This window comes from Streptococcus halichoeri, from assembly GCF_019774635.1.
GTDB classification, from domain to species: Bacteria; Bacillota; Bacilli; order Lactobacillales; family Streptococcaceae; genus Streptococcus; species Streptococcus halichoeri.
Genome location: NZ_CP081502.1, coordinates 652040 through 675538, shown reverse-complemented (window position 1 = coordinate 675538; position 23499 = coordinate 652040). Strand labels below are relative to the sequence as shown.

Annotated in this window: 20 protein-coding genes; 1 reads left to right on the top strand and 19 read right to left on the bottom strand. The window is 43.4% G+C overall.

The genetic code is table 11. The features are described from left to right. Positions 1 to 11: 11 nt before the first annotated feature. The 19 genes from K5J94_RS03355 to K5J94_RS03265 form a co-directional block, all read right to left on the bottom strand. The gene (locus K5J94_RS03355; protein WP_159543234.1) at positions 12 to 1043 is read right to left on the bottom strand and encodes an ABC transporter permease; all 1032 of its coding nucleotides are present in this window, start codon (positions 1041 to 1043) and stop codon (positions 12 to 14) included. Between the two features lie 9 nt (positions 1044 to 1052). Beyond that, on the bottom strand, positions 1053 to 1967 hold the full coding sequence (locus K5J94_RS03350; protein WP_159543236.1) for an ABC transporter permease: 915 nt from the start codon (positions 1965 to 1967) through the stop codon (positions 1053 to 1055). A 78-nt stretch (positions 1968 to 2045) separates the two neighbouring features. After that, entirely contained in the window at positions 2046 to 3701 is a 1656-nt protein-coding gene (locus K5J94_RS03345; protein ID WP_159543238.1) for a peptide ABC transporter substrate-binding protein, read from the bottom strand. Between the two features lie 234 nt (positions 3702 to 3935). Beyond that, the gene (locus tag K5J94_RS03340; RefSeq protein WP_221913519.1) at positions 3936 to 5282 is read right to left on the bottom strand and encodes a glutamine synthetase family protein; all 1347 of its coding nucleotides are present in this window, start codon (positions 5280 to 5282) and stop codon (positions 3936 to 3938) included. A 35-nt stretch (positions 5283 to 5317) separates the two neighbouring features. Beyond that, complete coding sequence (locus K5J94_RS03335) at positions 5318 to 5689, bottom strand: MerR family transcriptional regulator (RefSeq protein ID WP_159548541.1); 372 nt, start codon at positions 5687 to 5689, stop codon at positions 5318 to 5320. Positions 5690 to 5766: 77 nt separating this feature from the next. Continuing rightward, on the bottom strand, positions 5767 to 6279 hold the full coding sequence (locus tag K5J94_RS03330; RefSeq protein WP_159564986.1) for an FUSC family protein: 513 nt from the start codon (positions 6277 to 6279) through the stop codon (positions 5767 to 5769). 328 nt (positions 6280 to 6607) lie between these two features. Further along, positions 6608 to 7804 carry a phosphoglycerate kinase gene (locus K5J94_RS03325; RefSeq protein ID WP_159564984.1) on the bottom strand — a complete coding sequence of 399 codons (1197 nt, stop codon included), beginning with the start codon at positions 7802 to 7804 and terminating at the stop codon, positions 6608 to 6610. 572 nt (positions 7805 to 8376) lie between these two features. Next, complete coding sequence (gene gap / locus K5J94_RS03320; protein WP_159543247.1) at positions 8377 to 9390, bottom strand: type I glyceraldehyde-3-phosphate dehydrogenase; 1014 nt, start codon at positions 9388 to 9390, stop codon at positions 8377 to 8379. A 278-nt stretch (positions 9391 to 9668) separates the two neighbouring features. After that, entirely contained in the window at positions 9669 to 11747 is a 2079-nt protein-coding gene (gene fusA, locus K5J94_RS03315) for an elongation factor G (protein ID WP_159543249.1), read from the bottom strand. Positions 11748 to 12134: 387 nt separating this feature from the next. Further along, on the bottom strand, positions 12135 to 12605 hold the full coding sequence (gene rpsG / locus K5J94_RS03310; RefSeq protein WP_159543251.1) for a 30S ribosomal protein S7: 471 nt from the start codon (positions 12603 to 12605) through the stop codon (positions 12135 to 12137). 20 nt (positions 12606 to 12625) lie between these two features. Then, positions 12626 to 13039 carry a 30S ribosomal protein S12 gene (rpsL, locus tag K5J94_RS03305; RefSeq protein WP_159543253.1) on the bottom strand — a complete coding sequence of 138 codons (414 nt, stop codon included), beginning with the start codon at positions 13037 to 13039 and terminating at the stop codon, positions 12626 to 12628. A gap of 172 nt (positions 13040 to 13211) precedes the next feature. Next, positions 13212 to 15866 (bottom strand): SEC10/PgrA surface exclusion domain-containing protein, encoded by a 2655-nt coding sequence (locus K5J94_RS03300; RefSeq protein WP_221913517.1) that lies wholly within the window; start codon positions 15864 to 15866, stop codon positions 13212 to 13214. A gap of 23 nt (positions 15867 to 15889) precedes the next feature. After that, entirely contained in the window at positions 15890 to 16702 is an 813-nt protein-coding gene (gene purR / locus K5J94_RS03295; RefSeq protein WP_159564384.1) for a pur operon repressor, read from the bottom strand. Between the two features lie 110 nt (positions 16703 to 16812). Continuing rightward, the gene (locus tag K5J94_RS03290) at positions 16813 to 17751 is read right to left on the bottom strand and encodes a 3'-5' exoribonuclease YhaM family protein (protein ID WP_221913515.1); all 939 of its coding nucleotides are present in this window, start codon (positions 17749 to 17751) and stop codon (positions 16813 to 16815) included. Beyond that, positions 17741 to 18946 carry a DNA recombination protein RmuC gene (locus K5J94_RS03285; protein ID WP_408022839.1) on the bottom strand — a complete coding sequence of 402 codons (1206 nt, stop codon included), beginning with the start codon at positions 18944 to 18946 and terminating at the stop codon, positions 17741 to 17743. Before K5J94_RS03285 ends, K5J94_RS03290 begins: the two co-directional genes overlap by 11 nt. Positions 18947 to 19013: 67 nt before the next feature. Beyond that, positions 19014 to 19646 carry a thiamine diphosphokinase gene (locus tag K5J94_RS03280; protein WP_221913511.1) on the bottom strand — a complete coding sequence of 211 codons (633 nt, stop codon included), beginning with the start codon at positions 19644 to 19646 and terminating at the stop codon, positions 19014 to 19016. Continuing rightward, positions 19639 to 20301 carry a ribulose-phosphate 3-epimerase gene (rpe, locus tag K5J94_RS03275; protein WP_159548529.1) on the bottom strand — a complete coding sequence of 221 codons (663 nt, stop codon included), beginning with the start codon at positions 20299 to 20301 and terminating at the stop codon, positions 19639 to 19641. Before rpe ends, K5J94_RS03280 begins: the two co-directional genes overlap by 8 nt. 8 nt (positions 20302 to 20309) lie before the next feature. Then, a complete protein-coding gene (gene rsgA, locus K5J94_RS03270) occupies positions 20310 to 21182 on the bottom strand; it encodes a ribosome small subunit-dependent GTPase A (RefSeq protein ID WP_221913509.1) in 873 nt (290 codons plus the stop codon). 216 nt (positions 21183 to 21398) lie between these two features. Then, complete coding sequence (locus K5J94_RS03265; RefSeq protein ID WP_221913507.1) at positions 21399 to 21794, bottom strand: hypothetical protein; 396 nt, start codon at positions 21792 to 21794, stop codon at positions 21399 to 21401. A 205-nt stretch (positions 21795 to 21999) separates the two neighbouring features. Between K5J94_RS03265 and K5J94_RS03260 the strand changes: the two genes are divergently transcribed. After that, a complete protein-coding gene (locus K5J94_RS03260; RefSeq protein ID WP_221913505.1) occupies positions 22000 to 23499 on the top strand; it encodes an MDR family MFS transporter in 1500 nt (499 codons plus the stop codon).

Below are 23499 nucleotides of genomic sequence, written 5' to 3'. Positions count from 1 at the left end.
TGCTTTTCCTCCTAGTCATTGCTTGCTTTTGGGTCAAAAGCATCGCGTAAGCCATCGCCCAATAAAATAAAGGCAAGAGAAATAAAGACAAGTGCCAAGGCTGGCAATAGCACTTGATATGGATAATACTGGAGGTTTTCTTGGGCATCGGTGATTAGCGAGCCAAGCGAGGCCGTTGGGGGTTTCACCCCTAGATTAATGGCTGATAAGACAGCTTCATACATGATCGCACTTGGCACAGTCATCATAATTTGCACAATGATAACTCCAGAGATATTGGGCAAAATATGCTTAAAGGCAATTTTGAAATGACTTTCGCCCAAAGCCTGTGACGCTAAGACAAAGTCACGCTCACGGTAAGATAGGGTCAGATTACGCACCTGCCGGGCCATGGAGGTCCAACCAACAATCGCAATCGAAATAATGATGGAGACCACACCATTTCCTAGTAATAAACCTAGCATTGTCACAATAACCAGGTTAGGAATGGAGGAGATAACCTCGATAATCCGTTGCATGATGGTATCCACCTTACCTCCTGTAAAACCAGAGACCAAACCATAAGTCACGCCGATAACGAGGTCAATCAAGGTCGCAACAATGGCAATCAAGAGGGAAATTCGAATTCCTACGGTAATCCGCTTGCCCAGGCTGCGGCCCAGATTGTCAGTCCCAAGTAGGAATTTTTTATCTTCGGGCACACCCTGATCGGTATAGGCATCGTTAGCTTGGCTATTGCCGGCATAGACAATCTTTCCATTCCAAAATGGTAATTGGCCACTTAATTTTGGAGGTAAATTGCGGTAAACACTGACTTTAGCACTGTTAAAATTATTGGCATCTTGCTTTGAGACTACAAAAGCCGAACTCAGTGAAAAGACTAATAAGAAAGCTAAAAAAGTCATAGCCACCACGGCTAATTTATTTTGCTTTAAACGCCGCCAGGCATCCTGAAGAAAGGAGAGGGCTGGTTTTTGAATTTTTTCTTGGGTGGCAGCACTGCTAACACCGACTAACTTAAACTGCTGTTTTTCTTCTACCATAATACCCTCCTAGCCTAGGCGAACGCGGGGATCAGCCAAGCTAATCACAATATCTGTCAGCAAAATTGCGACCATCAGCATCACGGCGTAGACAATGGTCGTTCCCATAATAACGGGATAATCCTTTGTCGGAATGGACGTGACAAACTGTTGACCAATCCCTGGAATGGAAAAGATTTGCTCAATCAAGGCTGAGCCTGTTAAAATATTGGCTGCCATCGGACCAACCAGGGTCAAAACTGGAATCATCGAATTACGATAGGCATGCTTATTGGTCACCTGGCGCTTGGTCAAGCCTTTAGCGCGAGCTAATTGAATATAGTCCGTATTTAAGGTCTCAATCATTTCGCTTCTAAAAAAGCGGGTAACTTGGGCAAAGACAGGGATGGCCAGTGCCAAAGTTGGTAAGATGGTTTGTCCAAAACTTCCCCAGCCAGATAAGGGCACTAAGCCCCATTTAAAGCCAAAATAGTCCAATAAAAGTAAGCCAATAATAAAGGAAGGGACGGAAATCCCAAGAGTTGAAAGCACACTTAATACCGCATCAATCTTATTGTTTTTATTACGAGCAGAAACTGCTCCGACAAATAAGCCACAAATAATACCGACCACCAAAGCCTGAAGGCCCAAATGAACCGATACACCCAGTCTTTGGGCAATCAAGCGCGCAACGGGTTGATTGATGGACTGATAGCTAGTCCCAAAATCACCATGCAAAATATCTAATAGGTACTTGGCGTACTGCTGCCACAAGGGCTTATCCAAACCATATTGCTGGTTCATTAGGGCAATCATTTCATCGGTTAATTTGGGATTATTAAAGGGTGTCCCTGGCATGATTTGCATCAAGAAAAAAGAGAGGGTGATGACCACCCATAGTGTTATCAGTAGAATGGCAACACGTTTTAATAAATATCTAGTCATAAGAATCCTCTAACAAAAGCAAGAACTGGCTTGACAACCAATTCTTGCCGCATTACATTTTTAAGGGGTTACGAAAGCTTATTTTTTATAAGCATAAGTAAAGTCAACATTCAACCCAGTTGAGTTGCGCACTAAGCCTTTAATGCTTGGATTTTGCAAGCCTTCCGTTAAGCGGAAGTAGACTGGGTTATAAAGCGCATTGTCATAAAGGGCTTTTTCAGCAGCCTTGTAATCTTGAGCTGCCGCATCTGAATCTAAGGCATCGGTGGTCAATGCTTTTTCATAGGCAGCATCGTAAGCAGCATTGGTAAATTTGCCGTAGTTATAAGCAGATCCAGATTTAAAGAGGCCATAGAAGGTTGACCCTTCTGGGTAGTCACCACCCCAGAGCACAAGGGCGACTTCAAAGTTTTGAGTCTTAGTATCTTCAAGACGTTGCTTAAAGGGAACAAATTTTTCTTCTACGGATAAGCCAGGTAGGGCTTTTTCCCAAGTTTCCTTAATATAATCAACCGCTGCTTTAGCCACAGGGGTATCCGCATCAGCAGTTACGGTTAACTTCACAGAAGATTTGCCTAATTCAGCCAAGCCTTCTTTGAAGAGTTTAGTTGCTTCTGCCTTGTCATAGGTATAGCCTGGCGCGACATATTTTGTTAAATCACTGCCATCTTTTAGCTTAGCTAAACCAGTTGGCGCTAGAGCTGTCGCTGGTTTTGAACCCGTATCAACGGCCGCTGAGACAATTCCCTTGCGATCAGTCGCTAAATTCAGTGCTTGACGAATCTTAAGGTTATTTAAGGCTGCAACCTTGCCAGTTTGGTTATAAACCATATAAGAAGTTGTTGCCTCAGGTACTGCTACGACTGCCTTGTTAGCTTTATTGGCATTATAGATAGCAGAAGTCCCAGAGATATTGGCAAAGTCAAGCTTACCTTGCTTGTACATTTGCACAGCAGTATCTGGCTTTTTAACGGTTTGCACATGAATCGTTTTTGTCTTAACGTGCTTTGCATCCCAGTAGTCCTTGTTTTTAACTAACTTGAAAGAACCGCTCGTGCCATTCCAATCCTTAACCGTGTAGGGACCAGAGTAAACTTGCTTGTCTGAGCTAGTCCCGTAATCCTTGCCAACTTTTTTCACAAAGTCTGCTTTTTGGGGCATAAAGTTAGCAAAAGACAGCAAACTCTTGAATTGGGGGGAAGGTTTATCTAAGGTAAAGATCACCTTGTCACCGTCTGCTTTGACTCCCAGGCTGTCTAAGTCCTTGTTTTTGCCGGTATTAATGCTCTCAGCATTCTTTAAATGAGCTTCTGTTGCCAGGTAAGCATACTCAGAGGCTGTTTTGGGATCAACCATGCGTTGCCAACTATAGACAAAATCAGCAGCACTTAACGGACTCCCATCGGACCATTTGAGGCCATCACGTAAGGTTGCTGTATAGGTTAGGCCATCATCTGATACCGTAACATTTTTAGCTAGGTCGGGTTGCAGCTTGCCCTTATTATCAACGCGGAGTAGGTTACTTCCTGAATTGCCAATAGCTAAAGCAGAGTAGCTGTCAGTATTTTTTGACACGTCCAAGGTAATAATCTCAGTAGGTGTATACCAGTTAATCTCATCCTTATTGCCACTAGTTGCAGCCTTATTACCGCATGCCATCAAAGCAGCTACTGAAGCAAGGGTGGCTGTCCCCAATCCTACACGCTTCCATCTTAAAGTTTTTGAACCTGCCATATTAACTTTCCTCCTCGTATCCCTAAATCTAAGTTGTGAATTAAATTATATCACAATTCAAAAAAAATGAAAGTATTTTTTCTGAAAATTGTGATTTTATTTTTTATACATTGTTATAGTTTAGACCATGCTATATGAAAACTTTTTATTATCATAAAAAGAATATCTTATCACAACTGCTTGAATATAAGTATAAAAAAAGCTACGGAAGGTTCTTCCGTAGCCTATGAAATTCTAATAATTCTGTAGGTAGTTATCAATTTCCCACTGGGACACAAAGGTGGCATAAGAAGCCCACTCAATCCGCTTGGCTTCGACAAAATTGATGAAGATATGCTCACCAAGGGCACGTCTGACCACCTCGTCAGCCTGCAAAGCCTTAAGAGCATTGTGTAGCGTTGAAGGTAAATCAACAATACCTGCTGCCTGGCGCTCTTCTACCGTCATGGTATAGATATTGGCTTCGATTGGCTCTGGTGCCTCAATTTTTTGTTCAATACCGTCTAAGCCTGCCTCTAAAAGAACAGCTAAGGCTAAATAAGGATTGGCAGTTGGATCAACCGAACGCAATTCTAAACGTGTTCCTTGGCCCCGCGAAGCTGGTACTCGAATCAATGGTGAGCGGTTGCGCCCCGCCCAGGCCACATAGACTGGTGCTTCATAGCCAGGTACCAACCGCTTGTAAGAATTGACGGTTGGATTCATAATAGCAGTGTAATTATAAGCATGCTGCATGAGACCACCTAAGAAATAATAGGCGTCTTGTGACAATTGCATGCCGCGCGGATCATTGGGATCAAAAAAGGCATTCTTGTTGTCCTGATCAAAAAGTGACATATTACAATGCATGCCTGAGCCATTAATACCAAATTTGGGCTTGGCCATAAAGGTGGCATGTAAACCGTGTTCTCGTGCAATGGTTTTCACCACCAGCTTAAAAATCTGGATATTATCACAAGCTTTGAGCACATCAGCATATTTAAAGTCAATCTCGTGCTGCCCAACAGCTACTTCGTGGTGACTGGCTTCCACTTCAAAGCCCATTTTAGTGAGGACATTGACAATCTCTCTACGGGTGTTATCTGCTAAATCAGTGGGTGCCAGGTCAAAGTAGCCACCATGGTCATTGACTTCAAGGGTAGGCATATCTTTTTCGTTCATTTTAAAAAGGAAAAACTCTGGTTCTGGTCCTAAATTGAAAGACTTGTAGCCAACTTTCTCCATGTGTGCCAGGGCTTTCTTTAAATTACCACGGGGATCACCAGCAAAAGGCTCACCCTCAGCTGTATAAATATCACAGATTAGGCCTGCGACAGCACCATTTTCATCACCCCAGGGAAAAACAATCCAGGTATCAAGATCAGGATAGAGATACATGTCTGATTCATTGATTCGCACAAAACCTTCAATAGATGAGCCATCAAACATAGCCTTATTTGATAAGACCTTATCTAACTGTTCGTCCGTTGCTGGGATTTCGACATTTTTCATAATCCCCATAATATCGGTAAACATCAAGCGTAGGAATGTGACATTTTTTTCTTTGACTTGACGACGGATGTCTTCAGCTGTGATTGTCATTATAATCTCTCCTTAAAACTATTCTAGAAGCAAGGTCAAATACGAAAGTTTCCCAAGGTTTGCGCAGGAGTTGAAAAGCCTCCTTGGTTGCGGAGTTCTTCACGTAAAATCTGCCGAACTTCAGCATCACTCAAGGCCTTACCTTTGGCCGCTAGCTTTTTTTGACGCTTAGCATATTCCTGCTTAATGGCTGCAATCGTGTAGCCATCACTAATAAAATCTTTGATTTCTAGCAAACGGTCCATGTCATTTAATGAAAATAAACGGCGGTTTCCTTGTGTTCGTTCCGGTTTGATCAAGCCCTGCTCTTCATAATAGCGAATTTGCCGAGCTGATAAATCCGTCAACCGCATAACAGCACCAATGGAAAAGACGGCGATGGATCGCCTTAGTTCTCTTTCTTTCATGGCTAACTCCTTTTACCCTTTTATTATATACCTTGACTAAGGAATGTCAAGAAGCGATGTCAGATAATCTTACATGATCATAGCTTGCGCCATTTTTTGCGCAGCCATTCAAGATCCGTATTGACCAAAATGGCAATAAACACCCCACAAAACGTTTCAAAAATTCTGGCAAAAACAGACCAAAAGGTATCGTCAGTCGGCAGAGATAAGCAAATAATCAATAAAGCAGCAACAGCGCCAATAATCCCTGAGCGGTTATTAAAGGCGACATTAAACATGATTGTCAGCATAGTCAAAATAGGCACCGCAACCAAGGTCACCCAAAATTGATGATCAAAAGCCATCTGTAAGAGGTAATAAATAAAGGCAAAGCTACCGCCAATACTGTTGCCAAGAATCCTTGATGTCCCAAAGGAAATAGTTTGGTCAACCGTTTCACGCAAGCTAAAAACAGCTGTTAAGGCTCCAATTTGCAAACCTTGAAAACCAAGTAGATGAAAAATAAGGAGAACTAAAAAGACTGAAATCCCTGTTTTTAATGTTCGCATGCCCACTTTTAAATGCCGCGGATCAAAATGATAATTGTTCATGTTATGATTTCCTTCCACATATAGCTTTAGTGTAACATAATTTGCCGTCTGATGTGAGAAAAGCCCCCAAAGATTAGCAAATTGCTATCAAGCTTTTGCCCGATGTATCCTTACCTCTAGGCCTCTGGTTAGCACCCGCCCTATGGCTGGCCTATTCTTGGCGCTTGCTTGACTAAAACACTGGCAAAGCCCTTTGCTCATTGGGACAAGCAACAAGCCTAACTTGTCAGAGAAAAAAACTGTCAGAGAAAAAAACGTTGGATTGATTGATCCAACGTTTCGTCTTAGTCAAGCTTTTACGATTTGGCAAATCCCAAAGGTGGCTAGCTTATTTTTCTGTTAAGGCAGCAAGGCCTGGTAATTCTTTACCTTCTAGTAATTCCATGCTTGCGCCACCCCCAGTAGAAATCCATGAGAATTTGTCAGCACGGCCTAAATTAATCGCTGCAGCGGCAGAATCACCTCCACCGATGATTGATTTAACACCTGGTTGCTTGATGATAGCATCCATAACACCGATAGTTCCTTCTTGGAAGTCAGGGTTTTCAAAGACACCCATTGGGCCATTCCAGACAACTGTCTTAGCACCTTCAAGGACTTTTTCAAACTCAGCTACAGATTTTGGTCCAATATCCAAACCTTGGAAACCAGCGTCAATATCACGGCCTTCAGTCACACGAATTTCAGTGTAATCAGCAAAGCCATTTGCTTCTTTGCTGTCGATTGGTAAGACTAGACGGTCACCCGCTTTGTCCAATAAATCTTTAGCAACATCAACCTTATCTGCTTCAAGAAGGGAGTCACCAATGGCGTGACCCAAAGCTTTGTTAAAGGTATAAGTCATCCCACCACCTATGATAACCTTATCTGCTTTTTGAAGCAGATTGTCAATGACACCGATTTTATCTGAGACTTTAGCACCACCTAAAATCGCCACAAATGGACGTTCTGGTGTTTCAACTGCTTCTTTAATGTAAGCAATTTCGTTTTCAAGCAAGAAGCCAGCTACTGCTTTAGCAACATTTGCCGAAATACCTACGTTAGAAGCATGGGCACGGTGTGCTGTCCCAAAAGCATCATTTACAAAAAGATCATCACCTAATGAAGCCCAGTATTTACCTAACTCAGGATCATTTTTTGATTCTTTTTTGCCGTCCACATCTTCAAAGCGTGTGTTTTCAACGAGTAAAACCTGACCGTCTTCTAGAGCATCAATAGCAGCTTCTAACTCAGCACCACGGGTTACACCAGGGAAAACCACATCTTGGCCAAGTTTTTCAGATAAAGCTTTAGCAACAGGAGCAAGTGATTTACCTTCTTTATCTGCTTCTTCTTTGACACGACCTAGGTGTGAGAAAAGAATGGCACGTCCGCCGTTTTCTACAATGTATTTGATAGTAGGCAAAGCTGCAGTAATCCGATTATCGTTTGTGATCACGCCATCTTTCAATGGAACGTTAAAGTCAACACGAACGAGAACCTTTTTACCTTTTACATCAATGTCTTTTACAGTCATTTTAGCCATATAAAGAGACTCCTTATTTTTTCTATGTTTGATACCTACAATTATAACATAAAATTGCTTAAAATTCTTTAGAATGAAAGGAATAAATTAATTTTTTCACAATTTTTTTCAAAGCTGACTTGTGCTAAAACGCTCTAACTCTTCTCTTGCTCTTATCAGTGCAGTTGCGATTGCTTCGCTTGGGACCTGACCTGCCTAGGGCCAGCTGGAGACGATGAGGGAGTGAAAAAAGGCAGCGCTAAAGCACTGAAATGCGGCTCTATCATTTCTGTAGTGGGTAACGCCACTCTGGAGATGATGGGCCTCTTTTCATGCAGACAAAACGTTCTATATGACTTATAATGAAAAGCAGCGTCAAAACAACTCATTAGAAAGCATCATATGGAACAACTCTATCACATACTACAGAAGTAATCGGAATTAAAGATAAACATATCACATTAGATAACGTTTTTAAATGTGAGACGCACATTGAAGTCTATGTAAGGATTAGCTATTTAGCTAACCTGCTCTAGTTGCCAACATCGCAAAAAAAAGGAAGAAAAGCTCTTCCTTTTAATTTAACAGTCTCATTATTTAGCAATTTTTGCGAAATATTCAAGGGTACGAACAAGTTGTGATGTGTAAGACATTTCGTTGTCATACCATGAAACAGTTTTAACCAATTGAGTACCGTCAGCAGCTTCAGTAACTTCTGTTTGAGTAGCGTCAAATAATGAACCATATGACATACCTACAATATCAGAAGATACGATTTCATCAGTATTATAGCCGTATGAATCGTTAGCAGCAGCTTTCATTACTGCGTTAACTTCGTCAGCTGTTACTTTTTTGCCAAGTACAGATACAAGTTCAGTTAATGATCCAGTTGGTACTGGTACACGTTGTGCATGACCTTGTAATTTGCCGTTCAATTCAGGGATAACAAGTCCGATAGCTTTAGCAGCACCAGTTGAGTTAGGAACAATGTTTGCTGCAGCTGCGCGAGCACGACGGTAGTCACCTTTACGGTGTGGGCCATCAAGAACCATTTGGTCACCAGTGTAACCATGAACGGTAGTCATTGTACCAACTTTAAGTTCAAAGTTTTTGTTCAAAGCGTCTGCCATTGGTGCAAGACAGTTTGTTGTACATGAACCAGCTGAGATAACTGTTTCAGAACCATCAAGGATGTCATGGTTAGTATTGAAAACAACTGTTTTAACATCTGAGCCACCAGGTGCAGTGATCACAACTTTTTTAGCACCGCCAGCATGTAAGTGCTTTTCAGCAGCAGCTTTTGTTGCAAAGAAACCAGTTGCTTCAAGAACGATTTCAACACCATCGTTAGCCCAGTCAATTTGTTCTGGATCGCGTTCAGCAGAAACTTTAACGAATTTTCCGTTAACTTCAAAGCCACCGTCTTTAACTTCAACTGTACCGTCGAAACGTCCTTGAGTTGTATCATATTTCAACAAGTGCGCAAGCATTGCTGGATCAGTAAGGTCGTTGATGCGTGTTACTTCAACACCTTCTACGTTTTGGATACGACGGAATGCAAGACGACCGATACGACCGAATCCATTAATACCAACTTTAACTACCATTAGTGATTTCCTCCTTATGAAAATCAAAAGAATAATATTTAAGGGAGTGACTCCCTACCTATAATGTGAAAAGATTAACTTGGAGGTGCCTCCAAAATCTTTCAACATGATTATTATATAATGATTCCCACAAAAATGCAAATAAAATAGCTATTTTCATGGCTTAAGGACTGATGGAAATTTGATTGTTTAGACCTCCTTGCCAAGTGATGAGTGACCAGATGAAAATATAAAAAGAAAAGGAATTGATCGTTTCAATTCCTTTTCAAGGGGTGGGATTACTCACCACGGTTTTTCTTGATAATTTCTTCTTGGACAGACTTAGGAACATCTTCATAGTGGTCAAATACCATCATAAAGGTACCACGTCCTTGGGTAGCTGAACGAAGAACTGTCGCATAACCAAACATTTCAGCAAGTGGAACATAGGCACGAACGATTTGGCTGTTACCATGTGCTTCCATACCATCAACACGTCCACGACGAGCAGTCACGTGACCCATAACATCACCGAGGTTGTCTTCAGGTGCTGTAATAGTGACAAGCATCATTGGCTCAAGGATAGCTGGCTGTGCTGTTTTGGCAGCTTCTTTAAGTGCAAGTGAAGCAGCAATCTTAAAGGCCGTTTCAGATGAGTCAACATCGTGGTAAGAACCATCATATAGTTTTGCCTTCACATCAACGATTGGGTAACCAGCAAGGACACCGTTTGCCATGGATTCAACAAGTCCTTTTTCAACTGCTGGGATGAATTCACGTGGAACCACACCACCAACGATTGCATTTTCGAATTCGAAGCCTTTACCTTCTTCATTTGGTGTAAATTCAATCCAAACGTCACCAAATTGACCTTTACCACCGGATTGGCGCTTGAAGAAACCACGAGCCTGTGTCGAAGCACGGAAAGTTTCACGGTAAGATACTTGAGGAGCACCTACGTTTGCTTCCACTTTGAATTCACGACGCATACGGTCTACAAGGACATCAAGGTGAAGCTCACCCATACCAGCGATAACTGTTTCACCCGTTTCAACGTTGGTTTCAACGCGGAAGGTTGGGTCTTCTTCTGCTAGTTTTTGAAGCGCGATACCCATCTTGTCTTGGTCAGCTTTTGATTTAGGCTCAACCATCAATTGGATAACTGGTTCTGGTACTTCGATAGATTCAAGGATAACTTTTGCTTTTTCATCAGTTAATGAGTCACCAGTAGTTGTGTCTTTCAAACCAACGGCAGCAGCAATATCACCAGCATATACTGTTTCAATTTCTTGACGGCTGTTTGCGTGCATTTGAAGGATACGTCCAATACGTTCACGTTTGCCTTTAGAGGTGTTCATGACATAAGAACCGCTATTAAGAATACCTGAATAAACGCGGAAGAAGGTTAGACGACCTACAAATGGGTCTGTCATGATCTTAAAGGCAAGGGCAGCAAATGGTTCTTCATCAGATGCTGGACGTGTTTCTTCTGCATCAGTGTCAGGGTTAATACCTTTGATAGCAGGAATGTCAAGTGGGCTTGGTAAGTAGTCAATAACTGCATCAAGCATCATTTGAACACCCTTATTTTTGAAGGCAGAACCACACAATACTGGGAAGAATTCAACGTTGATGGTTGCTTGGCGGATAGCTGCTTTCAACTCATCTGTAGTAATTTCTTCGCCTTCTAGGTATTTCATCATGAGGTCTTCATCAGTTTCAGCAACAGCTTCTACTAATTTTTCACGGTATTCTTGAGCTTGTTCGAGGTATTCTTCAGGAATATCTTCTTCCAGAATGTCTGTACCAATATCATTGGTGTAGATTTCCGCTTTCATTTTGATTAAGTCAATAATACCACGGAAGTCATCTTCAGCACCAATTGGTAATTGGATTGGGTGAGCATTTGCTTGTAAACGGTCATGTAAGGTGCTTACTGAGTAAAGGAAGTCAGCACCGATTTTGTCCATTTTGTTTGCAAAAACAATCCGCGGAACCCCGTATTCAGTAGCTTGGCGCCATACGGTTTCAGTTTGTGGTTCTACCCCTGATTGAGCGTCAAGAACGGTTACTGCACCATCAAGTACGCGCAAAGAACGTTGTACTTCAATAGTGAAGTCCACGTGCCCTGGTGTGTCGATGATGTTAACACGGTGACCGTTCCATTGTGCAGTTGTTGCAGCAGAAGTGATTGTAATTCCACGTTCTTGCTCTTGCTCCATCCAGTCCATTTGGGAAGCGCCTTCGTGGGTTTCACCGATTTTATGGATTTTACCAGTGTAGTAAAGAATACGCTCAGTAGTTGTTGTTTTACCAGCATCAACGTGAGCCATGATACCGATGTTACGAGTTTTTGCTAGTGAAAATTCGCGAGCCATTAGGTTTTTTCTCCTATATCTTTTTTAATAAGTCTATTATAGCACTATTTGAGAAAAAACGGATAGGCAGGACCTACCCGTTATGCTAATTATTTATTGAGAAGAGTTTGTTGGTTTGATGCGGACATAACCAGTTACAGGTAAGTGTCGTACACCTTGTAATTGAACTCAGGCTAAACGCTGTGTGAAAAAGATAACCTTTCCTAGAGACAAAAGTCTCTTCGGCAAGTTTTCTATTTTCACTATGCATTCTATGCGTCTGCGTATCTTATAACTGAGTTTGAGATACAAGTCGCTGACAAAAAGATAATAGCTCCTAGAAGCTGAAGCTTCTGCGTCACTATTCCTATTTCGTCTAACATTTGTTTCCCGCTAAAATAGCCTATATTACCAACGGAAGTGAGCAAAGGCACGGTTAGCCTCAGCCATTTTGTGTGTGTCTTCACGTTTCTTAACAGATGCTCCTGTGTTGTTAGCAGCATCCATGATTTCTTTGGCAAGACGATCTTTCATTGTGTGTTCACCACGTGCGCGTGATGCATTTACCAACCAGCGAAGACCTAGTGTGGTCCGACGTTCTGGACGAACTTCGACTGGAACTTGGTAGTTTGACCCACCAACACGGCGAGCACGAACTTCAAGAACAGGCATGATGTTGTCCATCGCTGTTTCGAATACTTCAAGGGCATCATTGCCAGTAGCTTCTTTGATAGCTGCAAAGGCATCATAAACAATAGTAGCAGCTGTACCACGTTTTCCATCAAGCATAACACGGTTGATAAGACGTGTTACAATTTTTGAATGGTACAATGGATCTGGTAATACTTCGCGTTTTGGTGCTTGATTTTTACGACTCATTCTTTCTTATCTCCCCTCTATTACCCTTTTGGACGTTTAGCACCGTATTTAGAACGGCCTTGCTTACGGTCAGCAACACCTGCTGTATCAAGTGCTCCACGAACGATATGGTAACGTACCCCTGGAAGGTCTTTTACACGTCCACCACGAATAAGTACCACACTGTGTTCTTGCAAGTTGTGGCCAATTCCTGGGATGTAGGCTGTTACTTCGATAAGGTTGCTCAAGCGTACCCGGGCAAATTTACGAAGGGCAGAGTTAGGTTTTTTAGGTGTCATTGTACCCACACGTGTTGCAACACCGCGTTTTTGTGGTGCTGAAAGTTTTGTGTGAACTTTTTTATGACTGTTGTAGCCAATATTCAAAGCTGGTGAATCTGATTTTTCAATTTTAGATTTACGTGGTTTACGTACCAACTGGTTAATTGTAGGCATCTACATTCTCCTGTGTTTTTTTATTTTTGGTTGATATAGCACTCGGTGACAGCCTATATCCGGGTGTACTTTTGCAACTATTGTCAGCACGTCTCTGTACACTTTTGAGAGACCAAAAGTAAAAAGTACCGTCTTACATAATAACACAGACGGTACTTTTTGTCAAAGAAAACTATAGTTTTCTTTCATTCTCTTTGCGTAAGCTATAAGCCGCTAGTCCAACAGCAGATAACATCACAAGACCGGCTTTAATAGCTCGTTTGGTGCTCTCATCTGGTGAAGGCATAAGGCTGCCTTGGAAGATTGAACCTGGACCATAAGAGCTGATTGACCCCTTACGTCCTGATGAATCAACGCTTGGCGCTGCGTCAAGTGCAGCTGAGGCAGCAGCGACAATATCTCTAGACACCCGTCTCACTTGGTTAAGAACAGCATCAGATGCAAGCTGAGCAGCTGTTTCTTCGACCTTGGTCAAGGCCTGAGCCAATTGGGTACCTGTTGGCGCAGATGCGGTTGAAGCGTTGCGACTGCTATGGCTGACCTTGGCGTGTGTCAGCGCTGCAAGAGCCGCAGGAGTGACGCTAGGATACTGTCCTTTGGCAAAACCAGGAGCCGGAAGAGCCAAGGCTTGGAATTTTGGTAATGTAAGCGCATGGGCTTTTAAGAGCTCAAGATGGTTTTCAGTGGCCGCAATAGCAGCTGCTAGATTGGTTTTGTGCGCCACTAAGTTAGCTAATTTTCCTGTAGCTTGTGTCAATTGCCGTTGCACAGCTGATTGTTCTGCTTGGGCAGTGGCTAAGTGAGTCGCTGCAAGATGCTTGCGCTCAGCCTGACTAGGAGTTGCTAGGAGCTTGCTTAAATAGTGCTGTCTAGCAGTCAAGCGCGCTAATTCAGCCGAGGTTGCTTGCAAGCTGACATTGGTACTATTTAATTGGGCTTTGGCTTGGGCCACATAAGTTAATTCTTGGTCGCGTTGCGCTCTGTAGGCCTTTTGGTTTTGGAGTGCTTGAGCTAACTGAGCTTGTGAAACATCCTGCGACTGCGCTAGCCGTTGAACCTGGGCTGCCAAATGACTGGCTTCACCTTGGGCCGTCTGTAATTGGGCTTTTAAGCCGGCTATGGCTTGATAAGCGGCAACGACTGGTGCTTCTTTAGCGACATTTGCTAGACGCGTATTTAAAGAATTAATCTTTTGGCTGATGCTTGCAATGGTCGTATTAAGCGTATTGATGCGCGCTGAGTGGTTGACAGGTGCTACTACGCCAGCGATTTTTTGGCTAAAACGAGCGGCATTTTCAATATTTGATTGAGGAATCAAGAGAAAATGGGTGTTTAAGCCCTGTACTGTATCGGTGGAAAAACCAAGGTAAATAGGTTTAGTAGGATTTACCTTATCCGTTCTTAAAAGGTTAACCGTATGGCCAAAAGTATTGCCATAGGTGTAGTCTTCAAAGAACATGTAGCGTAAGCTATTGTAAATACTGCGCTTTAGGCCATTGACAGTGTAAACATCATCGAAGAAACCGATGCTTTCATACATGTTGTCATCATTGGCCCGCAAACCAACAGCCTGTGCTGAGGTTTCGATGATTGTCTTATCATGAGGGCCAATCCCTTTGTGGCCAGCGATGCCCGCAACACCGAATTGGAAGTTGGGACGGGTATTATTGTGAGTAGCTTTGTAGTTTTGGGTTAACTTCCGGGCAAACTCTTGGGAGCCTTCTGTGACAGCAACTGGCGGTAAACCTAGCTGAGTCCGGACTTGGTTGATCATTGCAGCAGCAAATTGGGCCAATTCATTTTGCACGTCTTGGCTTAGATTATCTGGATTAACCACCCGGTTGACATCACTTGCAATGTCCTTGTACTGGTTAATAGTCATGCCTTGCTTAGCGCCATTGATCAGTTGGGAGCTAAGTTGGTTGTAGGTGTTGAGGTAGCTTTGTGTCCCGATGTAACCACTGGCTGCTAATTTTTGAATAGCTGCTAAAGAATAAGAACTTGGTGCCACCAGCTGATTGTTACCAGCTACGTTGACCTGCTCAGTAGTTGCATGGGCTTTTAAGGCAGACAGTTCTGCTTGCTTACTAGACAAGGTTTGCTGGTTAAGAGCAAGCTCTTCTTTAAGTTGCACGGTGGTGCTTGCTACGGTCTTATCGAGGTCTGCTTGAGCTTTATTAAGGTTTGTGTTAATGGTTGCTACTGCTGTTTGCGCAGCGGCTGCTTGCTTGGTCAACTCTTCAGGTTTATTAAGCAAGGTCGTAAGTTCTGCAACTTGCTTGCTGGCGCTTTGTTCCATTTGGCTCAAACGCTCAGCGTTAGCGCTGTGTGTTTCTAAATCAGCAGCTTGGGCTTTAGCTGTTTGTTCTAAGTTTGCTGCCTGCGCTGTGGTTGCTTGTAGGTCTTGCTCAGTACTTGCTAAGCTTGCTTGCTCGCTTGCCACCATGGCTGCATATTCTTGTGGGCTAGCATTGGCAATCGTAAGAAGACTAGCGTTAGCTTTTTCTACCGCCTGATCTTTTTGGGCCAAGAGGGCTTTTGCGTCTGCTACGGTTTTTTGACCTGTCTCCACATCGCTGGTAGCTTTGTGGAGCTCTTCTTTTTGCGTTTCCAATTTTTTTGCTGTTGTGGCAATCTCTTGATTAGTTTTGTCAAGGGTTTCTGGCATTGCTGCGCTTGAATCAGTCGTTGTCGCCCTTGTTGTGGTATGTAAGTCCTCAGCTTTCACCTCATGTTCAACACCAACAGTGGTGCCCAAAAGAGCTAAGGTTGACGTTAAGGCAAGTGTTGTTTTAACTTGCTTTGACTTCGTGTTTTCTAATTCCATTTTTTCTCCTTAATTCAATTTCACTAATCAAAAATATTGCCGACTTCGACTGAAACGTGACTGTTTTTCACATCTATTTCAGAGACTCTCAGTAACGATTTATAGGTCATTTGTTCGCGTTCTTCCTGGCTGTTTTCGGCAAAGACAGCCACACCAACTAAGGTGCTGTCAAACTCTTCCAGGAGACTAATCATTCCTGAAATGGTGCCGCCGCCCTTTAAAAAGTCATCAACAATCAAGACCCGGCTATTGGGGCGCAAGCTCCGCTTAGATAAAAACATTTTTTCAATGCGATCACTTGAAGCACTGGCATAGTTGACCGACACAGTTGAGCCTTCCGTGATTTTAAGGTCGCGGCGAACAATCACAAAAGGGACATTCAAGATGTTGGCAACCGCATTGGCCAAGGGCACGCCCTTAGTGGCCACTGTCATAACAGCGTCAATTTTTTGACCCTTAAAGGCGTTAGCAATAATGCGGCCGATATTTTGTAAGATCTTCGGGGTACTTAGCAAGTCTGATAAATAGATGTAGCCGCCAGGCAAAATACGACTGCTTTGTGATAAGCTTTCACAGAGTTCCTCAACAATGGCTTTTGCTTCTGCTTTAGCAATGGTTGGCGTAAAAATAACCCCACCGCTTGCGCCAGTTAAGGTTTCAATCTCACCAATATTTGCTTCTTCAAAGGCTTTTTTGATGATAGCAATATCCTCAGAAATGGATGATTTTGCGGATTCGTATTTTTGTGCAAAGGTATTTAGGCTGGTCAACTTATAAGGATTGTTAATCAAGTAATTTGAGATGACCACCATCCGCTCGCTGCGTCTTAACTTCATATTTTCCCCATTATTATAGTCTTTCTACCATTATACCACACATTTAGCAAAAAAACGAACGTTAAGAAAATTAACGTTCGTTTACAGAGAGATTTCAGTCACATAAAATCTTAATATTTGGGTTTATAAAAAGAACGGTTATCCATCGCAAATATCCGATTTGTCATCTCGCCTTCATCCACAAGTTTTAAGGCCGTGGTCATCATCATCATACTGGCATCAATATTATCAATCATATGGAGAATTTCGGCCTCCATAATCCGCGGCCGCACTGGACTCCCATATTCTAATTGGCCATGATGACTCAAGATCAGATGACGAAGGACGGTGACTTCTTCTTTGGTGTCGCTGATGTTGAGCTCTGCAATAACTTTGGTAATCTCCTCATTAATCAAGGAAATATGGCCAATCAAGTTTCCTCGAACCGTGTACTCTGTATTTTCTGGGCCGGTTAATTCTAGGACCTTGGCCAAGTCATGTAACATAATCCCAGCATAAAGCAGGCTCTTATCCAACTCCGGATAAATATCCCCAATGCTATCAGCCAAGCGGACCATGGTCGCAGTATGATAGGCTAAGCCAGACTCAAAAGCATGATGGTTGGTCTTAGCGGCTGGGTAGGAATAAAAAGCCTGGTCATATTTACGATAGAGCGCTCGGACAATCCGTTGCCAGGTGGCATTCTCAATTTTGAATAACATGCCTTCTAGGTAGTCCCGAACTTCCGTAACAGAAACTGGGGCTTTTTCTTTAAAAGCTTTAGGATCGTTAGGTTCTCCCTGTCTGGGATGGCGAAGAGTGATCTGATTAACCTGAGGTGTTCCATTATAGACTTCGCGCCGCCCCTTCATATGCACCACCTTACCTGCTGTAAATTCCTCGACATTGTAGGTTTGAGCGTCCCAGAGATTACCAGAAATTTCTCCTGTATCATCCTGAAAAATAAAGGCAATATAGTCTTTGCCTGCCCGGGTCTTACGAACTTCCGCCGATTTGATGAGAAAAAAGCCCTCAAATGGATGATCCTTTTTCATTTGATTAATCTTCATATGGCTCGCCTCCTTCTTTTGGTATATTTAATAGCGAAGCTGTCTCACTATCTTGGTATGATTCAACTGTATTTAGAGCCTTAATGATGGCGTTGGTCCGCGTTGCGATTAATTGGTCTAAGGTAGTATTGGCTGTGTTGATTTGCTTTTGAGCTTTAAGCAGAATGCCTCCAAATTTTGCAAATTCTACCTTGACATTGCCTAAAATCTTGCTAATATCGTCTGCATTTTTTTGAATCGTTAGTGTTTTAAAGCCGACCGATAGAGAATTTAGCAGAGCCGACAAGGTAGCAGGACCTGCGACCACGATTTGCTCATCACGGCGCAAGCTATCAAAAAAGGCCGGATTACGGACAACCTCGCCATAGAGGCCTTCTGTTGGGAGAAACATGATCCCAAAATTCGTAGTCTCTGGTGGTCTGAGGTACTTGGTCTGAATATCCTTGGCAAAACGCTTGATGGCATTGAGCAAGGCCTTGCGAGAGGCCTCGATCTGCTCCTTATCACCAGATTCATAGGCATCTTCTAAGCGATAATAGTCTTGCAAGGGAAACTTCGAATCAATTGGTAGATAGACGGTCTCATCATTAGCCAAACCGGGCAGCTTGATGGCGTATTCAACGCGTTCACTGGAGCCCTTAATCGTTGGCACCTCTTTTTCATACTGATTAACCGTCAAAATATCTTCGAGAATTTGTCCCAATTGCAATTCACCCATAATCCCACGGGTCTTGGTATTGGAGAGAACCTTGTTAAGGGTTCCAACATCACGCGCCACGCTGCGCATTTCACCCAAGCCCTGGTTCACACTCTCTAGTTGCTTAGAAACAGTCTCAAAAGAGGCATGCAGGCGATTTTTCAAGGTTGCTTCGAGCTTTTCTTCAACGGTGTGGCGCATGGCCTCTAGGCGTACCTCGTTAGAGGTCTGCATGTCCTTAACCGAGACTGCTAGCCGCTGACTCATTTGGTCCAAGCGCTGGTCGGTTCGTTCACGATTTTCGCTTAAGTTGTGATTCAAAACAGTCTTTAAACCGTCTAATTGCTGATAAACGGCTGCCTGCTGCTGGCCGATTTGTTGGGAAATGTCCAACAACTGCTGCTTGCTCATGCTCTCTATTTGATAGGTTAACTGGTCAGATAACCGATCACTAAAATCGGCGAGCTCACTTGTCAAAGATGCTTGCAAAGCTTTGATCTCACGATATTGCAAGGCAAGAGCAAGGGCTAAACCGATGAAAAGGATGACTAAAACAATCTCCACATTAGCTCCTATCTTTACTTTCAATCACAATCAGGTAACCTGACTCAAGGCTTACCTCGATTGGTTTGCCTATAAAGGCATTGCTGGAATAATTCTTGCGTTTAAAATAAGTGTCTCTGGTTAATTCGTATTTAGCCCCAATAATGCTGAATTGCTGAGCTTCTTCTGGCAAAAAAGACACATAGTCAAAACCAGGCGTCGCTATAATCTGGTGCTTTCCAGCTGGCAGGTAACGAACTAAATTGCTGGCATCCCGTAAGCAGATTTGCTGCATAAAGGGCGCAAGTTCTGGATAGCTGGGCAAAAAGATATTAGACAAAAAATGATCAAGCCGCCCACCAAAAGCACCATAAAGAGTGGCCTGACAGTGGGGGAAGCGGCTAAAAACCGCCTTGAGAGCTAATTCCGTATCTGTGTCGTCTTTTTCTGGTGCGGCCACCAGCAGTTCGCGGGCTTGGGATCGAATAAGTGCTAATTCTGCCGCTGAGACAGAGTCAAAATCGCCTACAGCCAAATCCAGCGGCAGCTTTTGGGCCAGCAAAAAGAGGCTGCCACGATCAATCCCCACAAAATAATCATGCTTGCGATCATAGTAGGAGAGCTCACCGCCAGCAAATAGGGCCACCTTAGTCATGAAGGGCATCCCGCAAGGTTTCAACTTGGGCCACTAAGTCTTGGGCTTTAAACAAATAAGATCCCGCGACAAAGACATTGGCGCCAGCTTGGGCACAGGCAACTATGGTCTGATTATCAATCCCACCATCTACTTCAATATCAAAATCCAAGTTCTTTTGCTCACGCCAGGCCGCAACCTTTCGGACCTTGTCCAAACAAGATGCAATAAAGGCTTGGCCGCCAAAGCCTGGATTAACCGTCATAATCAAGACCTGATCCACCAAATCTAGCAAGGGCTCTAAGGCACTAGCTGGTGTTCCTGGATTGATTACGACCCCAGCTTTCATGCCGGCGGCCTTGATCTTTTGTAGCGCACCGTGGATGTGCTGAGTGCTTTCTAGGTGAATTGTCATCATATCAGCGCCTGCCTGGGCAAAAGCAGACACATAACGTTCGGGATTAACCACCATCAAATGGCAATCAAAGACCAGCTTGCTATGCTTACGCATACTAGCTACAACGTCAGCTCCAAAACTAATATTTGGCACAAACTGGCCATCCATAATGTCAATATGAACATACTCAGCACTGGTCTTTTCAATGCGCTTTAGCTCCGTGGCAAAATTAGCATAGTCAGCAGCCAAGATGGATGGGGCGATTTTTAGTGTACTCATGTTTCAACCTACTTTCTTTTGATGACTTTTTTATAAGTTTCCCGGCGATTTTCGATCTCACTTAAAAACTGCAAGTAATGATCGAAACGTCCAGCCCAAATCTGGCCGGCTTGGACTGCGTCTTTAACCGCGCAGGCCGGCTCATGTGTATGTGTACAGGTACGGAATTTACACCCATGACTATAGTTTTGAATCTCAGGAAAGGCTTCGCTTAGGTCCTTGGCATTATCAACCTCATAGTCAATGGAAGAAAAGCCCGGCGTATCAGCGATTTTACCCTCATAGGCATCGTAAAAGCTGACGACTCGTGTCGTGTGCTTGCCCCGGCCAAGGCTATCAGAAATCTCCGCTGTTGCCAGGTCTAGTTCTGGCGAAATTTGATTAAGCAGGGTTGATTTCCCTACTCCGGTTTGCCCCATAAAAACAGTGATTTGGTCCTTAAGCAATGGCAGTAGCTCCTCCAAATTCATGATAAAGGGATAGCCAATAGCCTGGTATACTTTTGCAAGCTTGAGCATTTCTGCCTGATCCTCCAAGAGATCCATCTTAGAGATATAAATGACCGGCCGCATCTGCTTATGCTCCAGCAACACCAAGAAACGATCCAAAAGGTTGCTACTAAAATCCGGTTCTTTGGCTGACATGATAACGACAGCCTGATCAATATTGACAATTGGCGGTCGGACCAGACTGTTTTTGCGCTCATGAATAGCTAAAATATAGCCTTCTGACTGCTCCTTAGCTGAAAAATCAACCCAATCCCCAACATAGGGCGTCTGGCCTTTCTTTCGAAAATTGCCCCGTGCTCTGGTCTGATAGAGCTGACCCTTAGCCTCTACATAATAAAAGCCTGCCAAGGCTTTGATAATTCTCCCTTGCAAATGAACTCCTCTACACACATGAAATTATCTTTATTATATCACATGTCCGGGCATGTTTGGACTTTTAGCGGCTGCGAGCTTAGCATTTTAAGCAAAAAAAGCAAGCCAAGTCGAGCAGCAGCTTGTGTTAAAGCCGCAGGCTTCTTTGCTTGCTTTTGTGGTGCCAAAGTCTGGCACTTACTGGCTTACTTTTTTGAGCTGGCTCGTGCCAGGCACCTACTGGTCGGCTTTTTTGCGAGCAGCTGTACTATTGATCACATACAGCATCTTGACTGTGGCAATAACCACCAGTAAATTGCTATTGAAAAAGGTATCAAAAAGCGGCGTCTTAGTCACCAGTCGATCAAAGGCCGTTATGATCAGGATAATCGCAAATACAATGAGATTGCCGCGCCTCTCCATCTGCCCTTTCCACTCCTGTAAAATCTGCGACCAAGTCAAGGACCGCTGTGCATTTTTGCTCATCAGCAGATAAACGATCAGATACAGCAGGGCTGTGAGCATTACCATAACGGCCTCTTGCCAGAAATGCAGCCGAAAAAACAAGCCTAAGAGGGCCGTGATTACTAAAGAGCCTGCTACAATCAGCAGTGAACGTTTCTTATGTACCATCGCTATCTCCAAATCTCACATATGTTTTTCTAATATTTATCTTATTATATTATAAACCGTTCATCTTCGCAAGACCACAACTTAGCAAGAGGTGCTGACTCAGCAGTTCATTGGAACTTTTATGATATTTTCTGAAACTTTATCATTGACTTTCTTCTAAAAAGAGCTAAAATATAGCAAGTATCATTTAGAATGGAGGGTCGATATGAGTACTACAAAAACTATTGATATTCACGGTAGACCATACAATCGTAGTGCCATGGTGATGTTGCTCTTAATTGCAACTTTCGCTGGCGTGTTAAATCAAACCAGTTTAGGGACAGCTATCCCTACGCTCATGAAGAGTTTTGATATTAACCTTGCTACAGCACAACAAGCCACAACCTGGTTTTTACTAGCCAACGGGATTATGATTCCTGTCTCTGCTTACTTAACCACTCGTTTTTCGACCAAATGGTTATATGTATCAGCCTATGCTATTTTAATTGCAGGGCTTTTAATGACCACCTTTGCACCCAGGGACAATTGGAATATCTTCTTAATTGGCCGGATTATTCAGGCTTGTGCGGTCGGGATAACCATGCCCTTAATGCAGGTGGTTATGGTCAATATTTTCCCTGCCGAGCAACGCGGTGCAGCCATGGGGCTAAATGGCCTTGTCGTAGGGCTTGCGCCAGCTATTGGTCCAACCTTTGCCGGTTGGATTTTAAAGCAAGACTTCCACTTATGGGGCTATGATCTGACTTGGCGCGCCATTTTTATTATGCCCTTAATCATTCTTATCTTAGCCTTTTTAGCATCGCCTTTTATTGTTAAAGATGTGGTGCCTAATCATCCGATGAGCCTAGATGTGTTATCTCTCATCCTTTCGATCATTGGTTTTGGTAGCTTTTTGTGGGGCTTCACCAATGTTGCTAGCGATGGCTGGGGCAATTGGGAAACGGTTATTTTTCCTATCTTGATTGGCATAGTAGTGATTGCTTTATTCATCTGGCGGCAACTCCTTTTGGAAACACCTTTTTTGGATGTGCGGGTCTTTAAGGTCAAGCAGTTCTCTGTCACCACTGCTGCTATTGCCCTATCGATGATGGCCATGATGGGGGTGGAAATGATGCTGCCACTGTATCTGCAAAATGTCCATGGCCTATCTGCCCTTGATTCTGGCCTTGTACTCTTGCCAGGTGCTTTAATGATGGGGATTATTAGCCCTATTGCTGGCCGTGTTTATGACCGCGTCGGCGCTAGACGCATGGCTCTTATCGGCTTTTTAGTCTTAGGCATCGGTACGGTACCCTTTATCTACCTGACAGCGACAACCCCAGACCATTTCATCACCTTGTTATATGCGGTGCGGATGTTTGGAATTGCTATGATTATGATGCCACTCACTGCTTCGGCCATGAGTGCTCTGCCACCACACGAAGCCGCCCATGGTACGGCCGCCAATAATACGGCGCGGCAAATTGCCTCAGCAATTGTGGTGGCCTTGCTCTCTAGTGTCACCCAAAATATTATCACCAATCATAAGCCTGCTAAGGCACTTCTAACTACTAATCCGCTTAGCTATACCCAAAAAATGCTGGATGCCAGCCTGATGGGTTTTCACACCTCCTTTGCCCTTGGACTTGGCTTTGCAATCATTGGTTTTGTTATTGCCCTTTTATTACGAAAAGGCAAGGTTATTGAAGTCGAAAAGGAGCTCTAA